Origin of the sequence: Treponema sp. OMZ 788, assembly GCF_024181245.1 — a bacterium.
Lineage (GTDB): Bacteria > Spirochaetota > Spirochaetia > Treponematales > Treponemataceae > Treponema_B.
Genome location: NZ_CP051199.1, coordinates 1,888,562 through 1,913,322, shown reverse-complemented (window position 1 = coordinate 1,913,322; position 24,761 = coordinate 1,888,562). Strand labels below are relative to the sequence as shown.

The window sequence follows — 24,761 nt, the reverse complement described above, 5'->3', positions numbered from 1 at the left end:
TTTAATTGTTAATTTGTTATCCATTTTATTTCTCCTATAAATAAAAATGTGTAAATCGCTATATATGTAATCGATAATATATAATCCGTTAGTTTGAACTTGTCCTGTGTCAATATTGTTCTTTTTTTGTTAATAATCATACCCTTTGTTTCAATTCCGCAAGATAAGTTTTCAGCACTTCTTATCAGACTAAAAACAATCGGCACGATAATAAAATTCCAAACAGCAACAGGACTTCTGTTTTTAATCAACTTTCTGGTTTTCAAACTCATATAGGCAATCGATGAGTCATATCTCATCATCGGAAATAATCGAAGCAAAGATATAACCGGTATCAATATGTAATCAGTCAGTTTTATTTTTTCTAAAGATTCGATAATAGTTATAAGTTTTGTATTTGCCGTTATATTTTTTAGCGCATATGCGCATATTGTTCCTCTCATAAGAAAAATTTCGATAAATACTTGATAATATAATGGGCAAAACATTTTTACTTTAGCCAATAGAAAATAAAAAATAACCATTTTTACTAACAGCATATAGTTTTTGTTAAGAAAAATGATAATTCCTGTTAGCAACATTAAATAAACAGAACTTTGTTCTACCGGATAAAAAAATACCGCATTGGCAATCGTAAAAAATACAATGAGATTAACAACAGGATTAATTTTTGAAGCTGTATTATTTTCTTTAGTAATAAAAACATTTTCTTCTATCTTTTTTTTATTTAAAATTTGAGAAATCATCTGCTTGAAATCATTTTGAGTATCAAGTTTTTTATGCTCAATAATTTTTCCTTGTTCTAAAAGAATGTACTCATCGGCAACTTCCGATAATAGTTCCAAGTCGTGAGAAATGAGAAAGATAAATCTTCCTTCTTCTCTCATTTTTTTAATTAATTTGCATATAAGTTTCATTCGTTTAAAATCCAAACCGCTTGTCGGCTCATCTAAAACGATAATCTTATTATTGCTGATGTATGCTAAAAGAACCGCTAATCTTAAAACCTGTCCGCCCGACAGTTTAGACGGGTGTTTGTTTTCAAAATCACTCATATCAACCAATTCAAGAAGCGATTTTATTTCAAAATCCGTGAGCTGATTATTTTGAAGCAGTATTTCTTCTTTGACCGATCCGGTAACCATTTGATGATAGCTTTCCTGCATACAAAAATAAGACATATTTATTCTGTCTTTGGTTGAAAGAATCTTATCATTCAAGGTAAAAACGGATTTTTTAGATTGTATTAAACCTGCAATTAATTTACCCAATGTCGTTTTACCGGAGCCGTTTTTACCTACAATTGCCGTTACCATAGATGAGTTGATAGATACATGTACATTTTTTAAAATTATATTATTTTTAATACGATAATTCAGGTTTGAAATATTCAGGTTATCTTTTTTTATGCCCGGATTTGCTTGTACCGATCTTAAAAAACTGATGTTGTGATTTCTTATCTCGTACTTTTCATCATCGATTAACCGTCCGTCTTGCATTACATATACCGCATCGCAGATATCTTTTAGATACCCAACCCTATGTTCTGCAATAACTATTGTTACATTATTTTTTTTAAGCTCATTAATATGTCTTTTCAAGTTAGTTATTTCGTTTATATCTAAATTCGCCGTGGGCTCATCCATAACAATTATCTTTGGTGTTTTTATTAAACTGCTTAAAATACTTAAAGTTTGAGCTTCTCCGCTTGAAATATTTAAAATATTTTTATGCAATAATAATTGGGTATATTTTTCTTTGCATTCTTTCAATTTAGCTCCTATTTCTTCTTTGCCTTTTCCAATACATTTTGCGGAATAGGTGCATTCTTCCTCCGCATTTGAAAATAAAAAACCGCTTTTAGGATTTTGCAGTATGCTGGCTGTATAGGCTGAGTTAAAAGCTGCAAAACTGTTGTTGTAATCATAAAAGCGTGTTTTAAAAGTTCCTAAAGCACTTCCTTGAAATACGCTTGGACAAAGTCCATTGATTATTCTTAACAATGTTGTTTTTCCGCAGCCGCTCAAGCCGGTAATAATAACACATTCACCTTCATTTATCTTCAAATTTATATTCGTCAAAGATGATTTTTCTTCTCCATCATAGGTAAAATAAAAATTCTCAAACAGTATCATTTTTTTTGCATCCTATTTTCCAATGAATATTTTTAATAGTAAATTCATTGAAAGTGAATATAGCACATGTTAAATAATTTGTCAATGAATACTTACAATTTTATATTCATTGATTGATTTTTTTTTAAATAATTGCTATAATAGACACTGCAAAAAGTTTTTATAGGGGAAAAATGCCTGCTAATTTTACAAAAGAAGAACGGGAAATTTTAATACAAAAATTTTATGAACAAGGATATGTTTTACTTAAAACTCATGGATACAAAAAATTAAAAGTTTCCGATATTGCCGCAGCCATTGGTATCGGAACCGGAACGTTTTATAATTTTTTTAAAAGTAAGGATGAATTTATCATTTGGCTCATCAAAAAAAGAAAAGAGGAAGCTTTTAACCGGTTTTTATCGCTGGCGGAAAAATTCCCGAAAGGCATACCCTTTGAAGCTATGGAACAATATTTGATTGATACTATTTCGCATTTCAATCTTTACCGATTACTTTCACAAGCCGAGTATAATAAGCTGCAAAAAAAAATACGGCTTACTTGATAATAGGAATGAACAAACAAAGAAAAACGGAAAATTTATGATGGAAAAACTTGCGACTTCAAAAACGCTTGAAGACTTTCTTTTGTTTGCGGACGCATTTACAATAATCGTTATCGGCACTTCCGATTTGACTAAATTAAATCCGAAAGTTACCGATGAGGTAACTAAAAAGTTAATACACGCCGCTTGCAAGATGTTGTATTAGTTCCTAATCATCCCTACAAAATCAGCATCGCATCCCCATACGAAAAGAATTTATATCTTTCTTCGACGGCGTGGCGGTAGGCATTAAAAATATTTTCCTTTCCGGCGAGGGCTGAGACTAGCATTACAAGGCTCGATTCGGGGGTGTGAAAATTCGTAAAGAGCTTGTCTATCAGCTTAAACTTATAAGAGGGGTAAATAAAAATATCCGTAGCCTGATGCCCTCTTTTTAATTCGTTTCTTTTTTCATCCCATGCGGATTCGAGGGTTCGCACGCTGGTCGTTCCGACGGCTATGATGGGCCGCCCTTCCTTTTTTGCTTTTTCAACGGCTTGTGCTGCTTCTTCCGAAATAAAAAAATGCTCGGTGTGCATCTTATGGTCTTCTATTCTTTCTGCTCTGACCGGAAGAAAGGTGCCGAGTCCCACATGAAGCGTTACATATTCAATCTCGATTCCTTTATCTCGTATTTTTGAAAGTACTTCTTTGGTAAAGTGAAGGCCGGCAGTGGGCGCTGCAATCGAGCCGTATATTTCGGCATAGACGGTTTGGTAGCGGCCGGCATCTTCTTCGGTGTCCTTTCGGTGAATGTAGGGGGGAAGCGGCATGTGGCCGTATTTATCGAGCCATTCATCATCGATGATCCTGTTAAATTTCATGCAGCGGAATTCGCTTTCGAGAGGTATCTCGGACTCGATGATTTCGGCCTCGGTTCCGTCTTCAAACAAAAAGGTTTTTCCGGGCTTTTGACGTTTTGCTTTTTTTGCCATTACCTGCCAAAGAGAACCGTCCGAGCCCCTCATGGGATTAATCATTAAAAATTCGCACACTGCGTTTGTTTTGCTTTTTGCATAAATGCGGGCACGGCGCACCTTCGAATTATTAAAAATCATCAGGGCATTTTTGGGGAGAAGATCCGGCAGTTCAGTAAAAAGGCGGTCTTCAAGTCTTCCGCTTTGTTTGTCTAAAATTAAAAGCCTGTCTCCTCCTCTTTTTTCTGAAGGAGATTGAGCTATAAGCTCTTCGGGTAAGTCAAAGTTAAATTCTTTTGTAAGCATACTCTTCCATTCAAGGTAAATTTTTAAAGTATTTTTTTAATTTGTTTGTTCGCCGAACAAGGATAAAATTGCTTTATTCCCGAAAAGTTTTGCATATCCCAAGGCGGACATACCTAGGCCGTCTTTTATATTATAATCGGCTCCGTGTTTTACAAGCATTTCAACAATATCTGCTTCATGACGGCCTACCGAAAGAATCAAGGCTGTTTGTCCGTCCTTGCTTTGAATATTGGTGTCTGCTTTTTTTTCGAGGAGAATCTTTACCGCCTCGCCGTATCCGACTTGAGCTGCATCCATCAAGGCTGAGTAGTTTCTGTCTTCCGCACAAAGGTTGACAGCAGCACCTTTTTCGAGGAGGAGCTCAAGCGTTTCTAAACACTTATTTCTTACGGCAAGGGATAGAACCGGTGTTCCCAGGGAATCCTTTTGCGAGGGGTCAAAACCTGCATCTATAAAAAGGCTGACGACTTCCTTTTCGTTGTTTTTAACGGCGCGCACATAATTCGGAATAAAAAGAGAGTAACCGCTTTCCAATAATTTTGTACGGGCCTGCTCTTTGAGCAGGTTTTCGTTAAATCGTTTTTTTTCTACCTCGAAGTAGGCATCAAAAGACTTAACCGTAAGCATTACAAATGAACGCAAAAAGTTTTTAGGCAGTTCAAGTTTCTCGTTTTCTTCCAGTACAAGAACCGGAAGGTTTAAACCTGTAGCATAGCCCGAAAAAAACATAAAGCCCAAATAGGCAGCCGGATTTTTACTGTAAATAAAGAGAACATGGGTAATGTTTTTCATAATATGGCGCGGCGTGTTTAAGTTTTCATCTTTCCATATCTCATCTTCATTGTATAAGGTTACATCGCATTCGTGGGATATGATTATATTTTTGATGGCCATCGCTGCGTCTTTTTTCTTTTCATCATAGAAAATAGCAACATTCATAAATCTGATTATATCTTCTTATCAAAAAAAAGTAAATAGAAGGGATTTTATTCTGGTATAATTTTAAAAACTATATTATAATGATTTTATGAGTAAAAAAGAACTTTGTTTAAAAGATACTAATTTAAAGGCTGCATATATTGCCCCTCATCCTCCGATTATAATCCCCGATATTGGAAGGGGCGAGGAGAAAAAAATAGCTTCAACTTCTAAGGCTCTTAAAACCATATCGGAAGAAATAAGTCAAATAGAACCCGAAGCTATTATAATCATTACACCCCATTCAAAAATGCACCGCGGGGCTGTTACCATTAATACTGCCAAGATTATTGAAGGAAGCATGAGGCAATTCGGCTGCCCTGACCTAAACCTTTCGGCAAATAACAACACTGACATAGTCAAAAATATAATCAAAAAATGTAAAAAAACGGGTTTTCCTTATGCCGCAGTAGATATGAGCCTTGATCACGGCTCCTTTGTTCCTCTTTATTTTATAGCTTCCGAACTCTCAAACTTTTCTCTTGTTCATATAAATTACGGAATCATGTTGAGTGCAATGCTCGAAGAATTCGGCTCGATCCTTTCCGAAGTTATAGAGGAAAAAAAATGCAAATCTGTTTTTATTGCAAGCGGAGATCTTTCCCACCGGCTTCTTTCTACAGGGCCTTACGGTTTTGCTCCTGAAGGACCTAAATTCGATAAGGAGTTTGTAAGAATTATAGAAAAGGGCTGTCTTTCCGAATTTGCCGAAATCTCCCCTGTTTTAGCTGAAAGAGCCGGAGAGTGCGGCTTAAATTCTTTCTTGGTATTGTCAGGCCTTTTATCCTGCTATGAATACTCTCAAGAACTGCTTTCTTATGAGGGACCCTTCGGTGTCGGATATGGTGTAGCCCGGTTTAAGGTTGAATCTATAAGGCAGGAAGAAGATGATGAAGAATCTGAAGAAGTTTTTAACGGAAAAAAGAAATTTATCTTGCCTGATTCTCAAACTAAGGACCCATATATAAAGCTTGCAAGAAAGAGTATTACCTACTATTTAAAATATAATAAATTTTTAAAGTGTAAAAATGCAGACGGCATTCAGTCAGGCAAGGCCGGAGTTTTTGTATGCTTAAAAAAAGAAGGAACGCTTCGCGGATGTATAGGTACGATACTTCCTACCAAAAGCAGTGTAAGTGAAGAGACAATTAAAAATGCCGTATCGGCCGCCTTAAATGATCCGCGTTTTCCGCCTGTCGATTTATCCGAAATGAACGATATTATCTGCTCTGTGGATATTCTTTCAGAACCGGAAGAAATAAAATCCGTTTCGGATTTGGATGTAAAGCGTTTCGGCGTGATAGTTTCATCAGGTTCCCGCACCGGGCTTCTTTTACCAAACCTTGAAGGCATCGATTCCGTGGGTATGCAGGTCGCTATTGCTCTTCAAAAGGGCGGTATAAGTCCCGAAGAACCTTATACTATGTACCGCTTTGAAGTTATAAGGCATGAGTAAGAAGAGGTTTTAAATTTCTTCCTTAATCCATTCCCCGACTGTTTTTTCTTCAGGATCAAAACTGACACCTATAAGCACTATCTGCTTATTATCAGCCTTGAACCTTTCGGCATAGTTTTTCTCTTTTATTTGATTTAAAGCGGTTTTTGCATCTTCTTTTAGTTTAAACTCGAAGATATAAATTGCCGTGCCGGTTTTTACAACACAATCAGTTCTCCCCTTTGATGAAGGTATTTCCACCTCGACAAATTGTCCCATCAGGGCAAAGACAAGATAAATACAGATCTGATAGTTATACTCCCTTAAAGCAAGGTTTTCGTTACTGTCTTTTTTTACATTGCTATATGGAAGACTTGCCATTATCGACTTTAACCTCTGCATAAAATCTTCTACCCGTCCTGCAATAATATCCCTATAAAATTGCGCTATACAAAAAGGCCCTTCTGCATATACTACATTGCAATAGCTTGGAAAAAGATTATATAAAAATCCGTAGCGTACTTCGTCGTTCGGGAAGCCTAATTTATAAAGCCGTACCAATTTATCATAGCTCTTTATTGTTAGGTAGCCTGCTTGAAACAAGATAGGTATTACCGAGCCTGATTCTGCCCTGTAGTCGGATAGACCTGACGCATCCATTTCTACATTTCCGTCAAGGTCGGGAATATTGTATGAATAGTTTTTTAAATAGTTTACCAAGAAGGTGGGAGTTCCGGTTTCAAACCAGTAATTACCCAGTTCTTTTTTTGCAAAGGCATTCAGCAAACTAAAGGGATTATATACATTTATACTGTTTTGATTAAAAAGATAGCCGTCGTATCTTTGCTTTAGCATTAGTAAGATATCTTCATAGCTGCAAGCTTCTCTTTCCTGTAGAATTTTAATTTCAGGTTGAAAGGTTTTTTCAAGTTCTTCTTGAGTAATCCCGCAAATACAGCCGAAGTCTTCTTCCATGCTTATATCACGGAGATTGTTTAAATCGCTGAAAATACTTACCTTGCTGAATTTTGTAACTCCGGTTAAAAATGCAAAACGGATATATTGGTCGGAACTCTTTAATACGGAATAAAAAGCCTTTAACACGGCTCTGTATTCTTCATTCAATTTTTCATTTACACTCATTGTTTGGAGGAGGGGTTTATCGTATTCATCCACCAAGACGACAACCTGTTTGCCGATTTTTTCGTAAGCCCTTTTTAAAAGGCCTTCAAACCGTTTAGCAAAATTATCCTCTTCCTCGGCTGTTCCGTATCGTTTTTCCAACTCCGATAAAAAAACATTGAAATTAGTATTTAAAGCCTCAATATCACTATACTTCCCGACATTAAAATCTAAATGAAAAACGGGGTATTCCTGCCAGATTTCCCTTTTTTCTTTTTCGGCTTCTTCCAATTTCTCGATAGCTAAACCCTTGAATAATTCTTTTTGCCCTAAAAAGTATGCCTCTAGTGTTGAAATAAGGAGGCTCTTACCGAAGCGGCGCGGTCTGCTTAAAAAATAAACTTTGCTGGAATTTGCAAGCCTGAAAATATATTCAGTTTTATCTGCATAGAGAAACTCTTTTTCGCGTAAATCTTTAAAACTTTGTAAGCCTATAGGCAGCTTTCTACTAAAATCCATCATAACTAATAGTCTAGCATAAGCAGGATAGCTTGTCAATTATTTATGTTTTATCATTCTTGGCCGTTGAAATAAGGTTCCTCTTCTATTGAATCGAATGTGCTTATAGTTTATACTTGCAGAATAGAACGAATGAGGAGCAAAAAATCAAAACTCAAAAATTTAAATTATTGATACTTTTTTTCTGTACCTTGTTTTTTATTTTTTCGTGTAAGAGCCGCCGAATTGCCGAGTCCTTGGAAACGCCTAAGGTTTTAATCGAAGAGAAGTTAGAAGATCCATTTTTGGGTGTTTATGTTATGGACCTTCCTTCATCCCGAAGCGGAATTACAAGTTATGCTGTGGAATTTAAGGCCGATCAAACTGCAAGGATTTTGCTTTTTAAAGAAGGAAGAACGGAGCCTGAAATTTCTTATGGCAAGTGGCTTATAGCAAAGGACGGAATTATTATTTTGTATTTTGAACAAAGTGTCCCGAGCGAATTTTTTATAAAAAATGCGGACGGCTCTCTTTCATTTTTAAACGCTCAAAGAAAGCCGTATTCAGACAAAATGGGCGAGCTTCTTATTTTACGCAAAATTAAAAAGGATTAACTTAAACCAATTTATTTCAAAGGAAATATTTTAATGATTATATTTTTAATCGGAATGAGCCGGGCAGGAAAAACCGAAACAGGAAAGATTTTAGCAAAAAAATTAAAAGCCTCCTTTATAGATACAGACGCGTTTATGGAAGAGTTTTACGGTAAAACGGTGAGAGAACTTTATAAAACTCATGGAGAAAAAAAATTCCGAGTAAAAGAATTAGAATGCTTTAACAAAATAATCGAAAAATTTCCGTCCTTCACCAATGAGAAAAATACCGTTGTCAGCACCGGCGGCGGCTATGCTGAAAACGAGGCCCTTATTAAAAAGTTAAAAAAATTTTCCCCAATAATTTTAATCGACACGGATCCTGCCGAAATTTTTTATAGAATAAAAACTACTGCACAAAAAGAAGGTTTTTATCCTGCATTTTTGGGAGAAAATATTAAAGATGAAAAAGATGCCGAACTTCGTTTTTTTTCGATATACGAAAGGCGTATCAAAATCTACAAGTCTCTTGCTTCATTTTCCATAAATCCGCAAAGTCTCTCTCCTGAAAAAGCAGCTGACGCAATAATTTCATCTTTGTAAATAAAATTTACGGCTTGATAAAATTCGGTTCTTATGCTATCATTTATGGTATGAAAAGCATTAATAAGGAGTTGAACTCCATTACTGAATTATTCCCATCCGATTTTACGGATGATGAAAAGGCTCTCGCTAAGACGCATTTTTTAAAAAAGCTGTCCATTTTAACACACAGTTTTTACGGAGGAAAGCTCCAGACTGTCCCCAAGTGCGGTCTATACGGGTTTAACTGGTTTAACGTTTGGTATACGCCCGGCGTTTCCGCAATTTCTACCTCAATTCGCGATGATAATGAAACATCCTTTGCTCTTTCCAACAAAGGTAATTTGGTTGCTGTTGTAAGCAACTCTACGCGAGTTTTAGGCGACGGCGACTGCACTCCCCCCGGAGGATTGGGAGTTATGGAAGGCAAGTGTATGCTTATGAAGTACTTAGGCGGCGTTGACGCTTATCCTCTGTGTATCGATTCTATCGTAAGAGTTGACGAAGAAGAAAAAAGAGGCGTAAAAGCCGGAAAGCATGATCCCGACAAGATTATCGATTTTGTCAGAATGCTTGAACCTTCAGTAGGTGCCGTAAACCTCGAAGATATTCAGCAGCCTGACTGCTTTAAGGTTTTGGATACATTGAGAGAGGTTTGCGAAATTCCTGTATGGCATGATGATGCTCAGGGAGCTGCATGTATTACCCTCGCAGGTCTTTTGAACGCCATAAAACTTGCAGGTAAAAAAATGGAAGACTGCAAGATTGTTCTTTTGGGAGCAGGAGCTTCAAATACGACCATAGCCCGCCTTATCTTGGCTGACGGCGGAAAGCCTGAAAACATGATAATCTGCGATTCAAGAGGCGGTTTACACTCAGGCCGAAAAGACATAGAGGAAGATAAACGCTACTACCGAAAGTGGGAGCTCTGTTTACAGACCAACCCCAAAAAGATAGACAGCTTTGATGAGGCTATGAAAGGAGCCGATGTTTTAATAGCCCTTTCTACTCCCGGGCCCAACACCGTAACAAAGGAACAGGTTGCTTCGATGAACGAAAAGGCCATCGTATTCACTTGTGCAAACCCAATCCCCGAAATCTGGCCGCATGAAGCCAAGGCCGCAGGTGCCTTTATCGTAGGAACAGGACGAGGAGACTTCCCGAACCAGATCAACAACTCAGTTTGTTTCCCCGGTATCTTAAAGGGCGCCCTCTTGGTAAGAGCCAAAAAGATTTCCGACGGAATGGCAATCCGCTGTTCTCACTCTATTGCAGACTACTCCGAAAAGAAGGGAATCAGCCCTGACAATATCGTAGTTACAATGCAGGATGAAGATGTCTTCGCTGTTGAAGCTGCCGATGTTGCAATGCAGGCTATCAAAGAAGGTTTGGCTCGCGTAAATATGACTTGGGAAGAAGCTTATGAAAGAGCAAAAAAAGACATTCAAGAAAGCCGCTCCTTAACCAATATGTTGATGGAAAAGGATTATATCAAAGAACCCCCGCAGGAGTTCTACGAAAAAGCCTTAGAATATGCCGTTGAGCAGATTAAAAAGAACAGAAAATAAATCTTTTTAAAAATCTTCTTGGATTTTAAAAAAGACTCTGTACAAGACCGGCCGGATCTTAAAAAGACTCTGGCCGGTTTTTTTATTTTACCTCACCTTGACATATCGCCCCATCTATAATATTCTATAAGTCTTAAGATATAGAGGAGCTTTATCATGGAAAAAAATAAGATTAACGAACTTAAAACTTCAATTTCAAATGCTGCCGACAAGGTTATGGATGAGATTATTACTATATGCAATATACCCAGTCCCACGGGCTACACCTGCGAAGCCGCCGACTATGTTATGAAAAGACTTTCAGGTCTCGGCTTTAAGCCTTGGCTTACAAACAAGGGCGCTGTTGTCTGTGAGCTGGATAAAAATGCGGAACCTAATACAGGCAAAAAAGGAGATAAGGCTCTTTTACTTTCAGCCCACATCGATACGCTGGGGCTTTTTGTGCGCCACATTAAATCTTCAGGCCGATTACGTACCTCTCTTGACGGAGGCTTTCCGTACAATTATGTGGAGCAGTCCAATGTAACCGTTATCACAAGAGAAGGGAAAAAATACGAGGGAACCATGCGCCTTACCGAGCCCGCCGTTCACGCTTCCCGCGAAATAAATGAACTAAAAAGAGATGACGCAAACATGGAGCTCGTTCTCGATGAAATCGTAAAATCCCGTGAAGATGTCGAAAAGCTCGGCATAATGGCCGGCGATGTTGTAGCCATCGAATCCCTTGCCCGAAAGGCCGGGAACGGTTTTTTAAAGAGCCGCCATTTGGACGACAAGGCAAGCTGCGGAATGTTAATCTATCTTGCGGAGCAAGTTGCAAAGGGTGAACTAAAACTCAAACGCAAGACCTATATTATGTTTACCAACTATGAAGAGATAGGACACGGAGCTTCTGCAGGACACCCCGAAGGCATAAGCGATATGCTTGCAGTCGATATGGGAGTTGTAGGAAGCGATCTTGATACCGACGAATATGCAGTTTCGATCTGTGCAAAGGATTCTTCCGGGCCCTATAACTACGAGTTTACAAGCGAGCTTATCAAAATAGCTAAGGAGATGGAGCTTAACTTTGCCGTAGATATTTATCCTTTTTACGGCTCTGATGCCTCCGCTGCTCTAAGTGCAGGCTACGATTACCGCCACGCCCTAATCGGTACCGGTGTTGCAGCCTCTCACGGCTATGAAAGAATCCACAAGCAAGGCCTTGAAAACACTCTTCTTCTATTGATAGGTTATATCGCGGAGTAACTCATCCAATGAAGGCAAAGAAAAAATCGGGAAAAGCAGATATAGAATTTTCTCAGCCAAAAAAAACACCCTTGCTTGTCAGGTTTATGCTGTGGATTAAGCATATTCCTGCAAGCGATATATTTAGAATACTGGCAGGGTTTGCTTTTATATTTCTTGTGCTGGTTGTGATTATCTTTGTTTCGGAAGCAAACAGCAATTCAAGGATTAACAATTTTTTCGATGCCTTTTGGTATTCTCTTGTAACTATCACAACTGTCGGTTACGGAGACATTACGCCGTCCACCCTCTTGGGCCGCTTGGCAGGTATCATTCTTCTTCTTTTCGGGGTTGTTGCCTTTGCGGGGGTGAGCGGAAAAATTGCATCAGTTTTTTTTGACAGACAGGTAAAAAAAGATAGGGGGCTTATTAGATTGGAAAAGATAAAAAATCATTTTTTAATTTGCGGCTGGAAGCCTAACTTTGACAGGATTCTTTTAGGGATTATTTCGGCAAACCCCGACATTCCCATAGACCATATTGTGCTTATAAACAATGCAAGCCCCGAAAACATGGATATAATCAAAACCGATAAACGCTTTAAGGGGCTTATCTACCTTTTCGGAGATTATACCGACGAGGCTACCTTGCTCCGCGCAAATGTAAAATATGCAGAGCGCGCCCTTATTCTTTCAGACTATTCGCAGAATTCTTCCCCCATGGAAATCGATTCGCGCACGGTGCTTGCGGTTCTCACGATAGGAAGTCTTAATTCCCGTATTTATACGGCAGCCGAGCTTATCGATTCAAAATTCCGTCAGCACCTTTCCCTTGCTCACTGCGATGAAATTATTTTAAGTACCGATTACGAAAGGAGCATCTTGGTTTCGGCTTCAAGCGGTACCGGTTTAAGCCACGTGTTGAGAGAACTAATCACGGAAAAGTCGGGGGAGGGGCTTATCATAAACGATATTCCTTTTGAGTTTATAGGCAAGACCTACCGCGAATACCGCCGCAGTCTTTCAGGCGGACGTGTTCTAATAGGTCTTTTGGAAAATACGGGGAACTTTTACAGCCGCCGGAAAGAAGCCCTGCACGAGGCTCAAAAAAATCCCAATATTCAGCAAATCGTAAACAACCTAAAAAAGATAAAGAGGCTTAAAAGCAACGAGCCTATTTTAACTCCGCCCGATGAGTATATAATAAAACCCAATTCCCGCGGTATCTTCGTTTCGGGAAGAAAGCGTACCGACTTTACCCTTGACGGAACTGCTCTCGATGACTCCCAAATCTTAAATGAAGAAGGAGGAGCCGATGACAGATAAAGAAATCATGGAAAAGAAAGATGAAATCTTAGCCCTTATATCGAGGCTGGAAATATTTGCCGATCTTGCAGGTGATAAAAATAAGATATTTTTAGAAAAGCTTTTTTCTTTTTTAAGTGTAAAGAATTTCCGTGAGGGTGAAATTATACTCGATAAAAACGAGGCAGGAAGAAGCCTTTATATTTTGATAAATGGAGAGGTGCAAATGCTCCGCACAACTCTTGAAGGCTCGCCCTTTGCCTTAAGCAATCTAAAGGCTGAAGAAAATGTCTGCTTCGGAAAAGCCGCCTTACTCGGAGAAGATTTCCACGGTTCTTCCGTAAAGGCTTTAAGCGATTGCTCTGTCTTGGAGTTAAGGTCCCAAGATTTTTTAAGCCTCTGCGAAGAAATGCCTGCCCAAGGCTCCAAGGTTATTTACCGTATCGCCCGCCGATTGGCAAAGGCTCTCCAAGAAGCCACCAAGGATTCCCTCACCCTCTATCAAGCCTTGCTCGATGAAGTCGGAATGCCGTAGGGCTAAAGTGCCTCTATTTCGGATTCGGAAAGCCCTGTAACTTGCATAATTTTCTGTGTTGAATCCCCTAATTGCTTTAATATTTTAGCTGTTTGTTTTATTCCTTCAGAAAAACCCTTATCCCTGGCATCCATCTCAAAAGTGGACATTAATCTATATTCTTGTCTGGCTTGTTCATTATTTTTTATTGTGTGTATCATTTCTTCTATCCTCCTTGTAAATTGATTTTTTGCCTTACCTGTTTTAAGATATTCTAAAAATTCTTTTAAATCTTCATTTTTTGTGTTCTTGAAGGCTTCCGCGTTTATTATAATCTTTTTCGTACCTTCTTGTAAAGATAAGCTTTTATCTTCAAGGCAAATATTTTCAAAGGTATAAACAGGTATATTCTTGCCTATAGCATCAAAGGTGCAGATAAAAATTATAAAGCTATCATTTAAATTGTTATAAGAATTCCCCTTATCCAAAAAAGAAATATCCAGGGCAGCTTGGTAAAATCTCATTCTTTTGGGGATGTTCCTTTCATTGCTGACCTGCATTTCCACATTGTAAAATTTACCGTTTTCTGTTTGTACCAAAACATCAAACCTTAAAGACTTTGCTTGTTGGTAGGTTTTAATATTATGTTGCACAGAAATATAATTAATTCTGCCGATAGTATCGGATAGTGTTATTTCGATAAGCTTTTTACAAAAATGCGGGTTTTGCATAACCTTACAAAACATAAAATCATCCTGCAATGTTAGATCTTCAAATTTTTTAACCATTTGTTTTCTCCATTATATTTATATGAATTATTAAAAAAAAAAGTAATTTAGGAAAAGTTTTTTGTAATCGATGCAGTTAAAAAATCTTTGTGCCCCTTGCGGTTTCTTTAATATCATTCACCCTTTCATCCTTTCTGTGCGAAATTTTAAGCAAAATTTCGCACATTTTTCAAAGCAGGGCAAACGCATCATTTGGGTAAACAAAACAGCCTATGTTTTTTGCGACGATAAATCTCTGATGCGTTTGCCCTGTGCCTCCGCATTTCCTCCCTTTTCAAAGCCTTAAAAATGATGTATAATATACGCATGGCTAATAACAAGCAAGATACTGAGCGGGAGCTTTTTGCTGTCGTCGATTATATTTTAAACAGGGCTAATGAACGGGAAATAGATGTTATTTCTGCTGCCTTGGAACGAAAAAAGCATGAAGCCTCGGCGGCAAGCCCTCTTTCAGCTATCAATCCGGAAAACATGGCAAAACAAATGTCGGAATCCATTAATAAGTCGATTCAGGCAAGTCTTGAGGGTGTGCGTCATACCTTCCGAGATTTTGCGGCCGATATGCTTTTAAAAGAAGCTCCCGAACTTTCCGAAGATCAGATGAAGGCTCTTATCGACTCTTGGATTCCCGAACAAGGCTCCTATGACGGTTCAATAAAAAGCCTTGCAAAAAACGGAAAGATTGACGGTCTTCCTGCCGATGTATTATATGGAATGATTTTGCAGTTTGTTTCTTACAGCATAGGCGAAATGAGTGCAAAAGAAAACGATGAGCTAAAAACTACAATGGGAAACTGGACCGAAAAATACTGGAGCCGTTTTCCTATGAGAGTTAAACAAGAGATAAAAAGTTTTATTAACGGAGAAATCACATCAGGTGAATTCAAGAAAAATATAACTGCTCTGATTTTTTAAAAGGGAGTGCTTACAGTGAATAAAACGGCTGCCGATGAAGGTTACGAGGCTATAGATGAGGTTTTCGGTAAAATGGGCGAAATGCAAAAAAAAATTGCCATAAAAAAAATAGCCGAGATGGAAGAATCTTTGGAAAAACTCGAAGAAGAATTGACCGATATAATTAACACCCATTCAAATATATTGACTGAAAATTAATGGAGCTTTTGTATGAAAGAACAATTAAAATTTGTTTTATCTGTTTGTTTTATTTTTTTTAGTTTATTAAGTCTGCACTCCGAGCTTTATTTTGAATCTGCCGACATAAATGCCGAAGGCGATATTTTATTTGATGTTAAAACAAATGCTTATGACGGGTATTCATATAAAACTCTTTTTAAATATTCTAATGAGAACAATAAAATAGAGCAGCTTACATTTTTCCCGGAAAAATTACAGCTTTTGGGAAGCAATAAATTTTTACAAATTTCAAACCGCTTCGGAATTATAAGACTTGATTTAGATTACGGTGCTGTTGCTTCTCATTCGGATTTTGAGCCTCTTTCTGTATCTAATTCTTCCAAGATAGGAGCTCTTAACAATATAAAGTCAAGTCCTGACGGAAGATGGCTTGCTTTGGTAGAGCCTGAAACTCTTGTTTACGGAAGACTCGTATTGGTTGATACCAATACCGGCCGCAGATATACATTGAGCAGCAAAACTGTTCGAAATGAACTTCCTGTTTCTTGGTCACCAGATTCAAAGATTATTTTGTATGAAGACAATTCGGTAATTTATTTTGCGAGGACTGAGTGGTTTTCTGCATCTTCTTTTCCCGATAAAAATTTTAGAAGGCTTTCTGACGGAAAAATCAAAAATTTAAAATGGATTTCATCTTCGGAATTTGTTTTTTTGTCGGGTAATGTTCTTTATCGGGTTTCTGCTACGGAGCTTTTTACAAAGGCCTTTTACGGTCCATTATTTTCTGTAGGACAGCTTGCTGCAAAGATACCTTCCGATTTTGCTCCGGCCTTTGATTCTATTTTTATTGCACCTGACGGCAAGACCGCCGTTTTTGTTAAGGGCAAAAGAAATATTTACTACATAAAATTGAACGGAGACGATTATGTCAATGTTCACTCCTCCGATTCAATTCCATATTTATTGCTGCCGGGAAATACGGCTGAAGTTTATGTACATTGGAAAGATAATTATCCTATCGTGTTTGCAGAAAGTCTTGCAGGCGGTGCGAAAGTTTTAAGAGCATGGCAAGTACTGCCTTTTTCTTCAAGTTTTGAAAAAATTTCAATGACAGAAAAAAGTTCATTTATTGCAGCCTCTCCTAATTTTGAAATTGCAGCTTTTAAAGAAGATGAGGGACTTGTTTTTTATGATACATCAAGTAAAGCGGAAAATGGAATTTTGTCATGGAAAAAGCTGAATGTTTTTTCCGATGAGAAAATTATCTCGGCTGTTTGGAAAAATAGTTTTACTGTTTTTTTGGGCGGAGAAAATTATATTTATGAATATAATATTAAAGGCAATGCCTCAGGCTTAAATAAAAAAAAGATTTCCGTTTCGTCGATGCAGGATTATAGCTGGTCTGATTCGGGCAAGGAAATTTTAATCTCTGCAAAGATCGGTAACGATACTGACGGCTTGGAAACCTTGCAGTATGTCTCAAAACTAAAATGGAGCCTTTCTTCAAAAAAAAATCATGCATAAAAAAAACGCAAATCTTTCTGATAGAATTTACATAGATTCAAATTCCGGCTATTTTGCAAATATGATATACATTCGCCGCCTGAAAGATTTTATAACGCGTCCTCTGTTGGAGGATGGCAGTTTTTTAAAAGAAAAAACTCAAAAAAAGATTTCTGCAGAAAGCGGTAATTCTTCTTCGGTTTTTTCGCATGGAAGCCGAAACGGGAAAAAACGGGTTTCCCTGGTTTTTGATGCCGTGGATGATATGGACGGAATTGGGAGCATTCTTTACACTTTAAAAAATAATAATATAAGTTCGACTTTTTTTATAAATGGAGAAGCGATGAGGCAAAATCCGAATGCCGTAAAAGAGATTGTAAACAGCGGACACCAATGCGGCTCCCTTTTCTTTACAACATGGAATTTAAATGATACATCTTACAGGATAGATGATAATTTTATAAAGCAGGGATTGGCACGAAATGAGGATAATTTTTATTCTCTTACAGGGGCTGAGCTTTCTCTTATCTGGCATACACCGCATTATATTTCTTCTTCTCTTATTATAAATGCAGGAAAAAATGCCGGATATATTTTTATTTCTCCTGATGTTCGAGTTGCCGATTGGCTTAGTTCTGACGACAAATTTACGGTTCCTTCGCTTTATAAGTCTTCTGCCGACTTGATTGAAGATATAGCCGATGCGGTTCAGACGGGCTCGATAATTCCTGTACGAATCGGCCGCACTCTTTCAAACAGAGGCGATTATCTTTATTATAATTTGCAGCTTTTGATCGATGTTTTAACCGAAATGGGATATGAGATTACCGATGTAAAAACATTGATGGGTTCTTGATGAGCTTTTAATAATAAAGCCTCCAAATATCTAAAAAGATTTTGGAGGCTTTTTAAATTATTCTAATCCTTTCTAATTTTTATTTAAAGTGTTTATATGTTTTTGAAGGATCGTATAGACCGGATCTTTTTTCGCCCTTAATGCTGGGGACGGTTAAAATTATGCCGGGCTCAACCCAGTTCGGATCTTTTGCATCAGGGAGCTTATCCTTGTTGGCTTCATAGAGTTTTCGCCACATAAAGGGGTTTCCGTAGATTTCCTTCTTGGCTGCAATGTTCCATAAGCAATCTCGCTCTCCCCGCCATGTTCTAACTCTGTATTGAGCAGGAAGTTCGGCAAGACCTGTGTTGTTTTTTCCCTTGACTACAGAAAGAGCATCCATTACCCTTTGTGCACATACGGCTGCTACATCATAGTTTTCGTTATCGAAGGCTACGCCGCCCGCATGCAGGGCTTCTTCGGCAGTTTTATAGGCATCCGGATATTTTTCTTCTGCTCCGTTTGCCTTAGCCCAAGTGAATCTTGTGCGTGCCTTGTTCATTTCCTGCTCGGCTTCGGTTTTAGCGAGCATCCTTTGAATAAATTCGGCAGATTGCTGTGCATAGCTTTCTGCAAGTTTTGAGTATTCTATGGCAGCTTCATAATCGCCCTCATCATAGGCCTTTGCAGCAAGTTCCGTATAGGCCCTACTTTTTCTTTGATATTCGTTGTCATCGTAGGATAGGGCAGCAAGAGGTATTAATATCGACAAAAATATTAAAATAGAGATAAGTTTTTTCATTATCGGCCTCCTCCTATGCTGTTTGTTTGGCTGTTTCCCGTATTTGCAGGCTCATCACCCTTGGTGTTTATGTTTTCGACAGGTGCTCCCGTCTGCGGAGTAGACAGGTTTTGTAAATTAAGCTCGCCTTCGCTGAAGCCTTCTCCTGCTTCGGTCAATGGGGCTTCCTTATCAGCTTCTAAGGCAAGGTCAGAACTTTCCTGCTGTCTCATTGCAGCTTCAGCCATTGCTTTTTCGGCCTCAGCCCTTCTTAAAGAAACTTCTTCGTATAGTTTTGCAAAGAGTTTTGCCGCTTCATTGTAAGACTTATAGGCTTCCTTATAATCCGATCTGTCTGCAGATACTTTTCCTTGATTGTAGGTTCTAACTGCCTTATTGTAGTCCTCTTTTCTGCTTCTTGCAGCTTTGATGGAATCACAGTCTTCTTTGTATTCCTTTGCAGTATCCTTAGCTGTTTTGGTAAATTCAAGGTATCCCTTAGCTGCAACCTTTTTATGAAGTTTTAAAGCATCTTCCGAAGATTCTTTTGCCATCTTATGATCCAATCGGTAATGATCTATCGTGTTGATTGAAAATCTTTCCGCTTCAACATAGTCTGTAGGTGAATACCGTCCAAAGTTATAGTTTTCAATCTCGTTTCGTAAAGCCGATATATTCATTAAATTTGAAAGGGTCTCATATCTGATGACGGCTTCATTATACTTTGCGATTGCTGCCTTATAGTTGCCCGCTTGTGCGTCAGAATCGGCTTTTTGTCTTAAGGCTTCCGAAACTTGAAAAAGTTCAGAATAGGACTTATCGGCACCAAGTTCTACAGCCTTTTTTCTGGCCTTACTGACCTTTCCGTTAGGTCCTTGAAAAAGTTTAAGCTCGGCAAGGAGAGGATCAGGTTTTGGTGCTTCAGGCTTAACAACATCAGCCTTAGGCTCCTCCGGCTTTACCTCAGGGGCTTTTACCTCTTCAACCTTAGGTTCCGGCGGAATATCTTTTGCTTTTTGATTTGATGTACATGATGCAAAAAAAATCGGCAAAATGACTGACATCAAAATAAGCAATTTATAATTTTTCTTCATTAAATACCTCCTAATTTGATATTAATTAATGATACTCTTTTTTGCCTCTTTTTTCAAGCTATAATTTTTTTGTCTTGTATTTTAAAAATTGCTATTGATTACAAAAAAAAACTATAAGAATTATAGAGAGGTCAATATGAAAAATATAATTTTACAAAGCAATCGTGAAGATTGCGGAGCTGCATGTATTGCAAATATATGCAGACATTATGGGAAGCCGATCGATATAGGCAAGATAAGAAAGCTGCTTAAAAGCGGTTCGGGCGGAAGTTCCGGCGTCGGTATTATTAATGCTGCAGAAACCCTAGGTTTTTCATGCCGCGGGGCGGTTTCGGAATCAAAGGAAATTCCTAAAAACATACCCATGCCCTTTATAGCCCATGTGATAAGGGATGGCGATAATCACTACATTGTCGTTAAAAAATCGGATTCAAACTATGTTTATTTGCAGGATCCTTCCGAAGGGTATCAAAAAATAAGTCTTGAGGCTTTTCAGCAGACTTGGTCCGGAGTGTTTTTTATACTCTTGCCTCATCCCGATTTTTCTGACAAGGGTTCTTCCTCAAAGGGCTTAATCAGATTTTTACCTATTTTAAAATCTCACAAAAAAATATCTGCTGAAATTTTAGCCGCAAGCGTTATCCTGTCTTTTTTGGGAATTATTAGTGCGTTTTATTTTAGGTTTTTAATTGATGAGGTGCTTAGTTCCAACTTGCGGGAATCTCTTACCGGTTTTTCGATCGGGTTTTTGGGCGTAATTGTTTTTAGAAGTCTTTTGGGTTTGGCGAGAAATCAGCTTTTAATGAGCATGAGCTATAAGATTGATACTGTTTTGGTTTATAGGTATTTTGAGCATATTCTTCATTTGCCGATGCGGTTTTTTGCGGGAAAAAAGACCGGCGAGCTGGTTGCAAGGATGAACGATACGGTTACGATAAGGCAGGTTATTTCAGCTACGGCTTTGACTGTTGTTTTAGATTCCCTGATGCTTATTTTTGGTGCAATATTTTTAATCTCGCTTGGATCCAATTTGCTTGTTGCAGCCCTTGTTCCTGTGCTTGTAAGCTCTGTTTTGGTATGGTTTTATGCGAGGCCTTATCAAAGAATGATAAGAGCCAGGGCTTCCGCCGAAGCCGAAAAACATTCATGCATCGTTGAAAGTCTGAACGGTATAGCTACAATCAAGGCCTTGGGTGCCGAATCTAAAGCTCTCGAAAGAGGCGAGTTTAAAATCGTTAATGCCGTCAGAAAAGGAATCCGGCTTTCATCCTTTTCCAATTATCAAAACAGCCTCCAAAACTTTATCGGACGATGCGGAACATTGGCTATTTATTGGCTTGGCAGTTTGAACATATTGAACGGCTCAATGTCCTTAGGGCAGCTTATTTCATTTGTAATTCTTTCAGGTTATTTTTTGGATCCTCTTTCAAGACTTTTGACTCTTCAGCCCCAGCTTCAAGAGGCCTATGTTGCAGCCGAAAGACTTGCCGAAATATTTGACGAAAAAACTGAAGATGACTTAGATACCGGAAAAATAGAGCCGGATTTTCTTGCAGGTAAAATCGATATAAAAAATTTATCATTCGGCTACGATCCTTATTCAAAAAATTTGAAGAACATAAATTTAAGTATCAATCCGGGAGAAAGGGTGGCCTTTGTCGGTGCTTCAGGTTCCGGCAAGACAACGCTTGCAAAGCTTTTGATGAAATTTTACTCTGCACAAGAAGGGGATATTTTTATAGATGATATAAACCTAAAGGACTTAAAAAACGATTCTTACCGCAAAAACATAGGTTACGTACCGCAAGACATTCTTTTGTTTTCAGGCACGATAGCTGAAAACATAAACTGGAGCTCGGGGAACAGCGATTACAGGCGGATGATAACCGCAGCCGAGGCTGCCGGTGCTGCTTCATTTATTGGAGCCCTTCCCGATAGGTACAATTCTCTTGTAGGCGAGCAAGGCACAACCCTTTCGGGAGGAGAAAGGCAGCGTATAGCTATCGCCAGAATTCTTTTACATAATCCTTCCATTCTGATTTTGGATGAGGCAACATCGGCCTTGGACGGAATTTCGGAAGCGGAGGTGTTGGGCTCCTTAAAAGAAATTAGTGCAGGCCGTACTTCGATAATCATAGCACACAGATTAAGCTCCATCAAAGACTGCGATAAAATTTTCGTATTCGATAAGGGTGAAATCGCTGAGGCCGGAACTCACGCAGACTTGCTCGAAAAAGACGGTGTTTATTCAAGATTATGGGAAACTCAAAACAATGTAGAGGAGGTTGTAGCATGAAATCGATCTTACGCGTTGAAGATTTAACATATACGGGTGAAGTGCTTCAGGAGCAAAAAACCGGAATTTTCAGTTCAGTAATTTCGATTATTTGCCTGCTTGCTCTTTGTACCGCCGCTTGGCTTTTTTTAGGAAAAAAGGAAGAAGTCGTAAGGGCTGCCGGAATGGTGCGTCCCATTGAAAATCTTTCCTTTGTAAAAACTTTTACGGCAGGAAAAATACAAAACATCAATTTTACCTCAGGCCGGCATATTGAAAAAGGAGACCTGCTTTTAAGCATTGACGATACGGTACTCCAAAAGGAAAGGCAAAGCCTTGAGTCTCTTATGCTTAAAACCGAACAGAAAATTCAAGATGCCGATTTCTGTATTAAAAGTGCCGAAAAAGACCTAATGCTCGTTCCCCTTGAAAGGGAAATTGCTTATAAACGTATGGAAAATTATTTTTCGGGAAAAACCAATTTGGAAAAAACTCTGGAGCTAAACTCAAAGATTTTTGAAGAAGAAAAAGCTCTTCCCTATTTTAGCTTGGCAAATCAAAAGCTTGAGCTTCTCAGCTTAAATGTTGAAAAAAGCAAAAGGGATTTGGAGCAGTATAAAAATTCTTTTTTCCATTCGCTTTTGAGCGAAAAAGAAGCATTGGAATTCCAAAAAGAAAATTTAATCAATTCTCTTTTTAAAATAGAAGAAAGTTTAAAACTCTTCAGCATCTATGCTCCGATTTCGGGAGAAATAGAAGAAATTGCATCTCTTAACTGCGGAGATAATGTTTTCAGCGGTCAAGAAATATTAAAAATTGTGCCTTCTTCAAGCGAACACATTAGGGTTGTTTTACGGCTGCCTTCATCAAAGGCCGGATTGGTAAAAGAAGACATGAAGGTCAGGCTAAAATTCCCGGCCTTTCCTCACCACGAATTCGGAAGCCTTGAGGGACTTGTTGAAACAATTTTGCCCGATGTTTTCTTGGGAGCAAAAACTGCCGAGTATGCCGTTTTTGTAAAATTGGATGGAAACACATTGCCCGATAAAAAAGGCATTTCCCATTTTCTAAAAGTAGGACTTGATGCAGATGCATCAATCATCACAGAAACAGGTTCTATCCTGTCCTTTATATTAAAAAGGTTGGAGTTAAAATGAAAAAGTTTTTATTAAGTATAATCTTCGGATGTGTTTTATTTTCTGCTTATGCCGAATTAAACAACGAAACCGGAATCAAGGAATTTTTTGACAGGGTAAATCCCCTTATCCAAAAAAAATCTGCAATATAAAAAAATGGAATTGGGTTTTAAATTTAATGAAAGACTTCTTTTTTCGGAATTTTCAACTTGGATGCCTTTTCCATATATCGATCTAAATACTTCCGTATCGGGCACTAAGCTCGATCAGCTATATAGCGGACTTGATATAGGGGCATCCTTAGGAATTGCTCAAAGGCTTCCCCTCGGAATGAATCTTAGCCTTACAGGTAAACAATCATTAGGTATCTTTTTTGATGACAAGCCTGAATATTCCTATAAATTTAATACCTCTGCCGGATTAAGTGTTCCGCTCTGGTTTATGGCTCCTTCAGCCTTGCCTGATTTTCTAAAACAAGAATTCGGCCTTTACCCGAAAAAAAAGCAGCTTTCCTTGCTTGAAAGAGACAAGGGGAAAAAAGCCTTGATTATTAAAATGCTTGCCGCCATCGGCTCCGAAAAAATTCTAAAGAAAAGGATAGAGCTATTAAAAAATGTTCAAAAATGGAACACCGAAGAAAAATCAAAAAATGAAATTCTATTTTCTCAAGGAAAACTGTCTGTTTTGGAATTTTCCGAAAAGAATAAAAGGATTAAGCAAGAAGAAATTTTGCTTTTTCAAACAGAGCAAAGTTATCAAGCTCTTATGAACGAAATCGGAAATATGGGTCTATCTTTTAGTGACTTAAGCGAGGATATAAATTCTTGGCTTGGCTTTTTTGAAAAATTTGCTTCTTATCTTCAAAAAGAAGGCTCTGCCGGGGATGAGTCAGGTCTTTTACGCCATGAAGTTGAGTGGATGCAGTCTGTTCAAAAGTTTAACAGCAGCATTCCAAGGTTGTTTCTATCATTCGGTGCCGATATTATTCCGTCTAAAGAAAATTATCCGTCTTTTCCGGCAGCTTTTATGGGCTACTGGAAGGATAATCCTACTCTCAAATGGTCTGTGTCTATGAATGTAAAAATCAACCTGTCCCCTTTGCATGATGATTTTAGGATGAATAAAAACTTCAAAATGTTAAAAGAAATAAAGTCTCTGGATAAGACTTTTTTAAGGCAAAGTATTGAAGAAGAAAAAAATAATGGATTAAAAAATATAGAAAAAACCTTGTTTGCCTCCGAAATGTCAAAATCAGCCCTTGAAATTCAAAAAAAGTACTTTACCCTCGCCGAAGAGCTTTATAAGCAGGGAAAAAGCAGCATCCACGATTTATTTGCGGCACAAAACTTATTGGAAGAAGCCGAAATCAATTATTATGCCGAAAGGCTGACCTATGTTTTGAATGTTTTGCAGGTTTATAACTTTTAGAAAATTAGTTTTGGCTTTCTTAATTACGGTTTAAAATGGTTTAAGGTGCAGTAAAATCTTTAA

The 24,761-nt window shown here is 38.1% G+C and carries 24 protein-coding genes; 17 read left to right on the top strand and 7 right to left on the bottom strand.

Translation table 11 applies throughout. The annotated features are described in order from the left end of the window. Nucleotides 1–8 precede the first annotated feature (8 nt). Nucleotides 9–2,135 carry an ATP-binding cassette domain-containing protein gene (locus E4O00_RS09415; RefSeq protein WP_253677124.1) on the bottom strand — a complete coding sequence of 709 codons (2,127 nt, stop codon included), beginning with the start codon at nt 2,133–2,135 and terminating at the stop codon, nt 9–11. Nucleotides 2,136–2,308: 173 nt separating this feature from the next. Here E4O00_RS09415 and E4O00_RS09410 point away from each other — a divergent pair, with 173 nt between their 5' ends. After that, on the top strand, nt 2,309–2,680 hold the full coding sequence (locus E4O00_RS09410) for a TetR/AcrR family transcriptional regulator (protein WP_253677123.1): 372 nt from the start codon (nt 2,309–2,311) through the stop codon (nt 2,678–2,680). A 37-nt stretch (nt 2,681–2,717) separates the two neighbouring features. Beyond that, nucleotides 2,718–2,885 carry a hypothetical protein gene (locus tag E4O00_RS09405; RefSeq protein ID WP_253677122.1) on the top strand — a complete coding sequence of 56 codons (168 nt, stop codon included), beginning with the start codon at nt 2,718–2,720 and terminating at the stop codon, nt 2,883–2,885. 13 nt (nt 2,886–2,898) lie between these two features. Here the strand turns inward: E4O00_RS09405 and queA are convergent, their stop codons facing one another. Together queA and E4O00_RS09395 are read right to left on the bottom strand one after the other, a co-directional pair. After that, nucleotides 2,899–3,942 carry a tRNA preQ1(34) S-adenosylmethionine ribosyltransferase-isomerase QueA gene (gene queA / locus E4O00_RS09400; RefSeq protein WP_253677121.1) on the bottom strand — a complete coding sequence of 348 codons (1,044 nt, stop codon included), beginning with the start codon at nt 3,940–3,942 and terminating at the stop codon, nt 2,899–2,901. A gap of 36 nt (nt 3,943–3,978) precedes the next feature. Continuing rightward, nucleotides 3,979–4,881, bottom strand: a complete 903-nt coding sequence (locus E4O00_RS09395; protein WP_253677120.1) for an ankyrin repeat domain-containing protein — start codon at nt 4,879–4,881, stop codon at nt 3,979–3,981. Nucleotides 4,882–4,969: 88 nt separating this feature from the next. Here E4O00_RS09395 and amrA point away from each other — a divergent pair, with 88 nt between their 5' ends. Beyond that, nucleotides 4,970–6,376 (top strand): AmmeMemoRadiSam system protein A, encoded by a 1,407-nt coding sequence (gene amrA, locus E4O00_RS09390; RefSeq protein ID WP_253677119.1) that lies wholly within the window; start codon nt 4,970–4,972, stop codon nt 6,374–6,376. Between the two features lie 9 nt (nt 6,377–6,385). Here amrA and E4O00_RS09385 read toward each other — a convergent pair whose 3' ends face one another. Further along, nucleotides 6,386–7,996 carry an ATP-binding protein gene (locus E4O00_RS09385; protein ID WP_253679711.1) on the bottom strand — a complete coding sequence of 537 codons (1,611 nt, stop codon included), beginning with the start codon at nt 7,994–7,996 and terminating at the stop codon, nt 6,386–6,388. 170 nt (nt 7,997–8,166) lie between these two features. Between E4O00_RS09385 and E4O00_RS09380 the strand changes: the two genes are divergently transcribed. The 6 genes from E4O00_RS09380 (at nt 8,167) to E4O00_RS09355 (ending at nt 13,784) form a co-directional block, all read left to right on the top strand. Next, nucleotides 8,167–8,589: a hypothetical protein gene (locus E4O00_RS09380; protein WP_371922729.1), complete on the top strand. Its 423-nt coding sequence runs from the start codon at nt 8,167–8,169 to the stop codon at nt 8,587–8,589. A 33-nt stretch (nt 8,590–8,622) separates the two neighbouring features. Further along, the gene (locus E4O00_RS09375; protein ID WP_253677117.1) at nt 8,623–9,171 is read left to right on the top strand and encodes a shikimate kinase; all 549 of its coding nucleotides are present in this window, start codon (nt 8,623–8,625) and stop codon (nt 9,169–9,171) included. A gap of 50 nt (nt 9,172–9,221) precedes the next feature. Next, nucleotides 9,222–10,718, top strand: coding sequence for an NAD(P)-dependent malic enzyme (locus E4O00_RS09370; RefSeq protein WP_253677116.1), 1,497 nt, complete (start codon nt 9,222–9,224; stop codon nt 10,716–10,718). Nucleotides 10,719–10,874: 156 nt separating this feature from the next. Continuing rightward, the gene (locus E4O00_RS09365) at nt 10,875–11,966 is read left to right on the top strand and encodes a M42 family metallopeptidase (protein ID WP_253677115.1); all 1,092 of its coding nucleotides are present in this window, start codon (nt 10,875–10,877) and stop codon (nt 11,964–11,966) included. An 8-nt stretch (nt 11,967–11,974) separates the two neighbouring features. After that, entirely contained in the window at nt 11,975–13,270 is a 1,296-nt protein-coding gene (locus E4O00_RS09360) for a potassium channel family protein (RefSeq protein WP_253677114.1), read from the top strand. Next, complete coding sequence (locus E4O00_RS09355) at nt 13,260–13,784, top strand: cyclic nucleotide-binding domain-containing protein (protein ID WP_253677113.1); 525 nt, start codon at nt 13,260–13,262, stop codon at nt 13,782–13,784. Before E4O00_RS09360 ends, E4O00_RS09355 begins: the two co-directional genes overlap by 11 nt. Nucleotides 13,785–13,786: 2 nt before the next feature. Here E4O00_RS09355 and E4O00_RS09350 read toward each other — a convergent pair whose 3' ends face one another. Beyond that, nucleotides 13,787–14,551 (bottom strand): Rpn family recombination-promoting nuclease/putative transposase, encoded by a 765-nt coding sequence (locus E4O00_RS09350; RefSeq protein WP_253677112.1) that lies wholly within the window; start codon nt 14,549–14,551, stop codon nt 13,787–13,789. 306 nt (nt 14,552–14,857) lie between these two features. Here E4O00_RS09350 and E4O00_RS09345 point away from each other — a divergent pair, with 306 nt between their 5' ends. From E4O00_RS09345 to E4O00_RS09330, 4 genes are read left to right on the top strand one after another with little or no spacing between them, the layout of a single operon-like run. Beyond that, complete coding sequence (locus E4O00_RS09345; protein ID WP_253677111.1) at nt 14,858–15,466, top strand: hypothetical protein; 609 nt, start codon at nt 14,858–14,860, stop codon at nt 15,464–15,466. 15 nt (nt 15,467–15,481) lie between these two features. Beyond that, nucleotides 15,482–15,664: a hypothetical protein gene (locus E4O00_RS09340; RefSeq protein ID WP_253677110.1), complete on the top strand. Its 183-nt coding sequence runs from the start codon at nt 15,482–15,484 to the stop codon at nt 15,662–15,664. 12 nt (nt 15,665–15,676) lie between these two features. Next, complete coding sequence (locus E4O00_RS09335) at nt 15,677–17,170, top strand: hypothetical protein (RefSeq protein ID WP_253677109.1); 1,494 nt, start codon at nt 15,677–15,679, stop codon at nt 17,168–17,170. Continuing rightward, nucleotides 17,163–18,005, top strand: coding sequence for a polysaccharide deacetylase family protein (locus E4O00_RS09330; protein ID WP_253677108.1), 843 nt, complete (start codon nt 17,163–17,165; stop codon nt 18,003–18,005). Before E4O00_RS09335 ends, E4O00_RS09330 begins: the two co-directional genes overlap by 8 nt. A 79-nt stretch (nt 18,006–18,084) precedes the next feature. Here E4O00_RS09330 and E4O00_RS09325 read toward each other — a convergent pair whose 3' ends face one another. Further along, complete coding sequence (locus E4O00_RS09325) at nt 18,085–18,786, bottom strand: LysM peptidoglycan-binding domain-containing protein (protein ID WP_253677107.1); 702 nt, start codon at nt 18,784–18,786, stop codon at nt 18,085–18,087. Continuing rightward, nucleotides 18,786–19,859, bottom strand: a complete 1,074-nt coding sequence (locus E4O00_RS09320; protein WP_253677106.1) for a hypothetical protein — start codon at nt 19,857–19,859, stop codon at nt 18,786–18,788. The genes E4O00_RS09325 and E4O00_RS09320 overlap by 1 nt, the downstream gene beginning before the upstream one ends. Before the next feature lie 136 nt (nt 19,860–19,995). On the opposite strand from E4O00_RS09320, the gene E4O00_RS09315 reads away from it, so the two are divergent. Genes E4O00_RS09315 through E4O00_RS09305 form a run of 4 tightly spaced genes read left to right on the top strand, consistent with a single transcriptional unit; the run spans nt 19,996 to nt 24,698 of the window. Beyond that, entirely contained in the window at nt 19,996–22,155 is a 2,160-nt protein-coding gene (locus E4O00_RS09315) for a peptidase domain-containing ABC transporter (RefSeq protein ID WP_253677102.1), read from the top strand. Next, complete coding sequence (locus E4O00_RS09310; RefSeq protein ID WP_253677101.1) at nt 22,152–23,291, top strand: HlyD family secretion protein; 1,140 nt, start codon at nt 22,152–22,154, stop codon at nt 23,289–23,291. Before E4O00_RS09315 ends, E4O00_RS09310 begins: the two co-directional genes overlap by 4 nt. Further along, the gene (locus tag E4O00_RS14000; RefSeq protein ID WP_256483886.1) at nt 23,288–23,422 is read left to right on the top strand and encodes a hypothetical protein; all 135 of its coding nucleotides are present in this window, start codon (nt 23,288–23,290) and stop codon (nt 23,420–23,422) included. Before E4O00_RS09310 ends, E4O00_RS14000 begins: the two co-directional genes overlap by 4 nt. A gap of 4 nt (nt 23,423–23,426) precedes the next feature. Beyond that, nucleotides 23,427–24,698 carry a TolC family protein gene (locus tag E4O00_RS09305; RefSeq protein ID WP_253677100.1) on the top strand — a complete coding sequence of 424 codons (1,272 nt, stop codon included), beginning with the start codon at nt 23,427–23,429 and terminating at the stop codon, nt 24,696–24,698. The last annotated feature ends 63 nt before the right edge of the window (nt 24,699–24,761 follow it).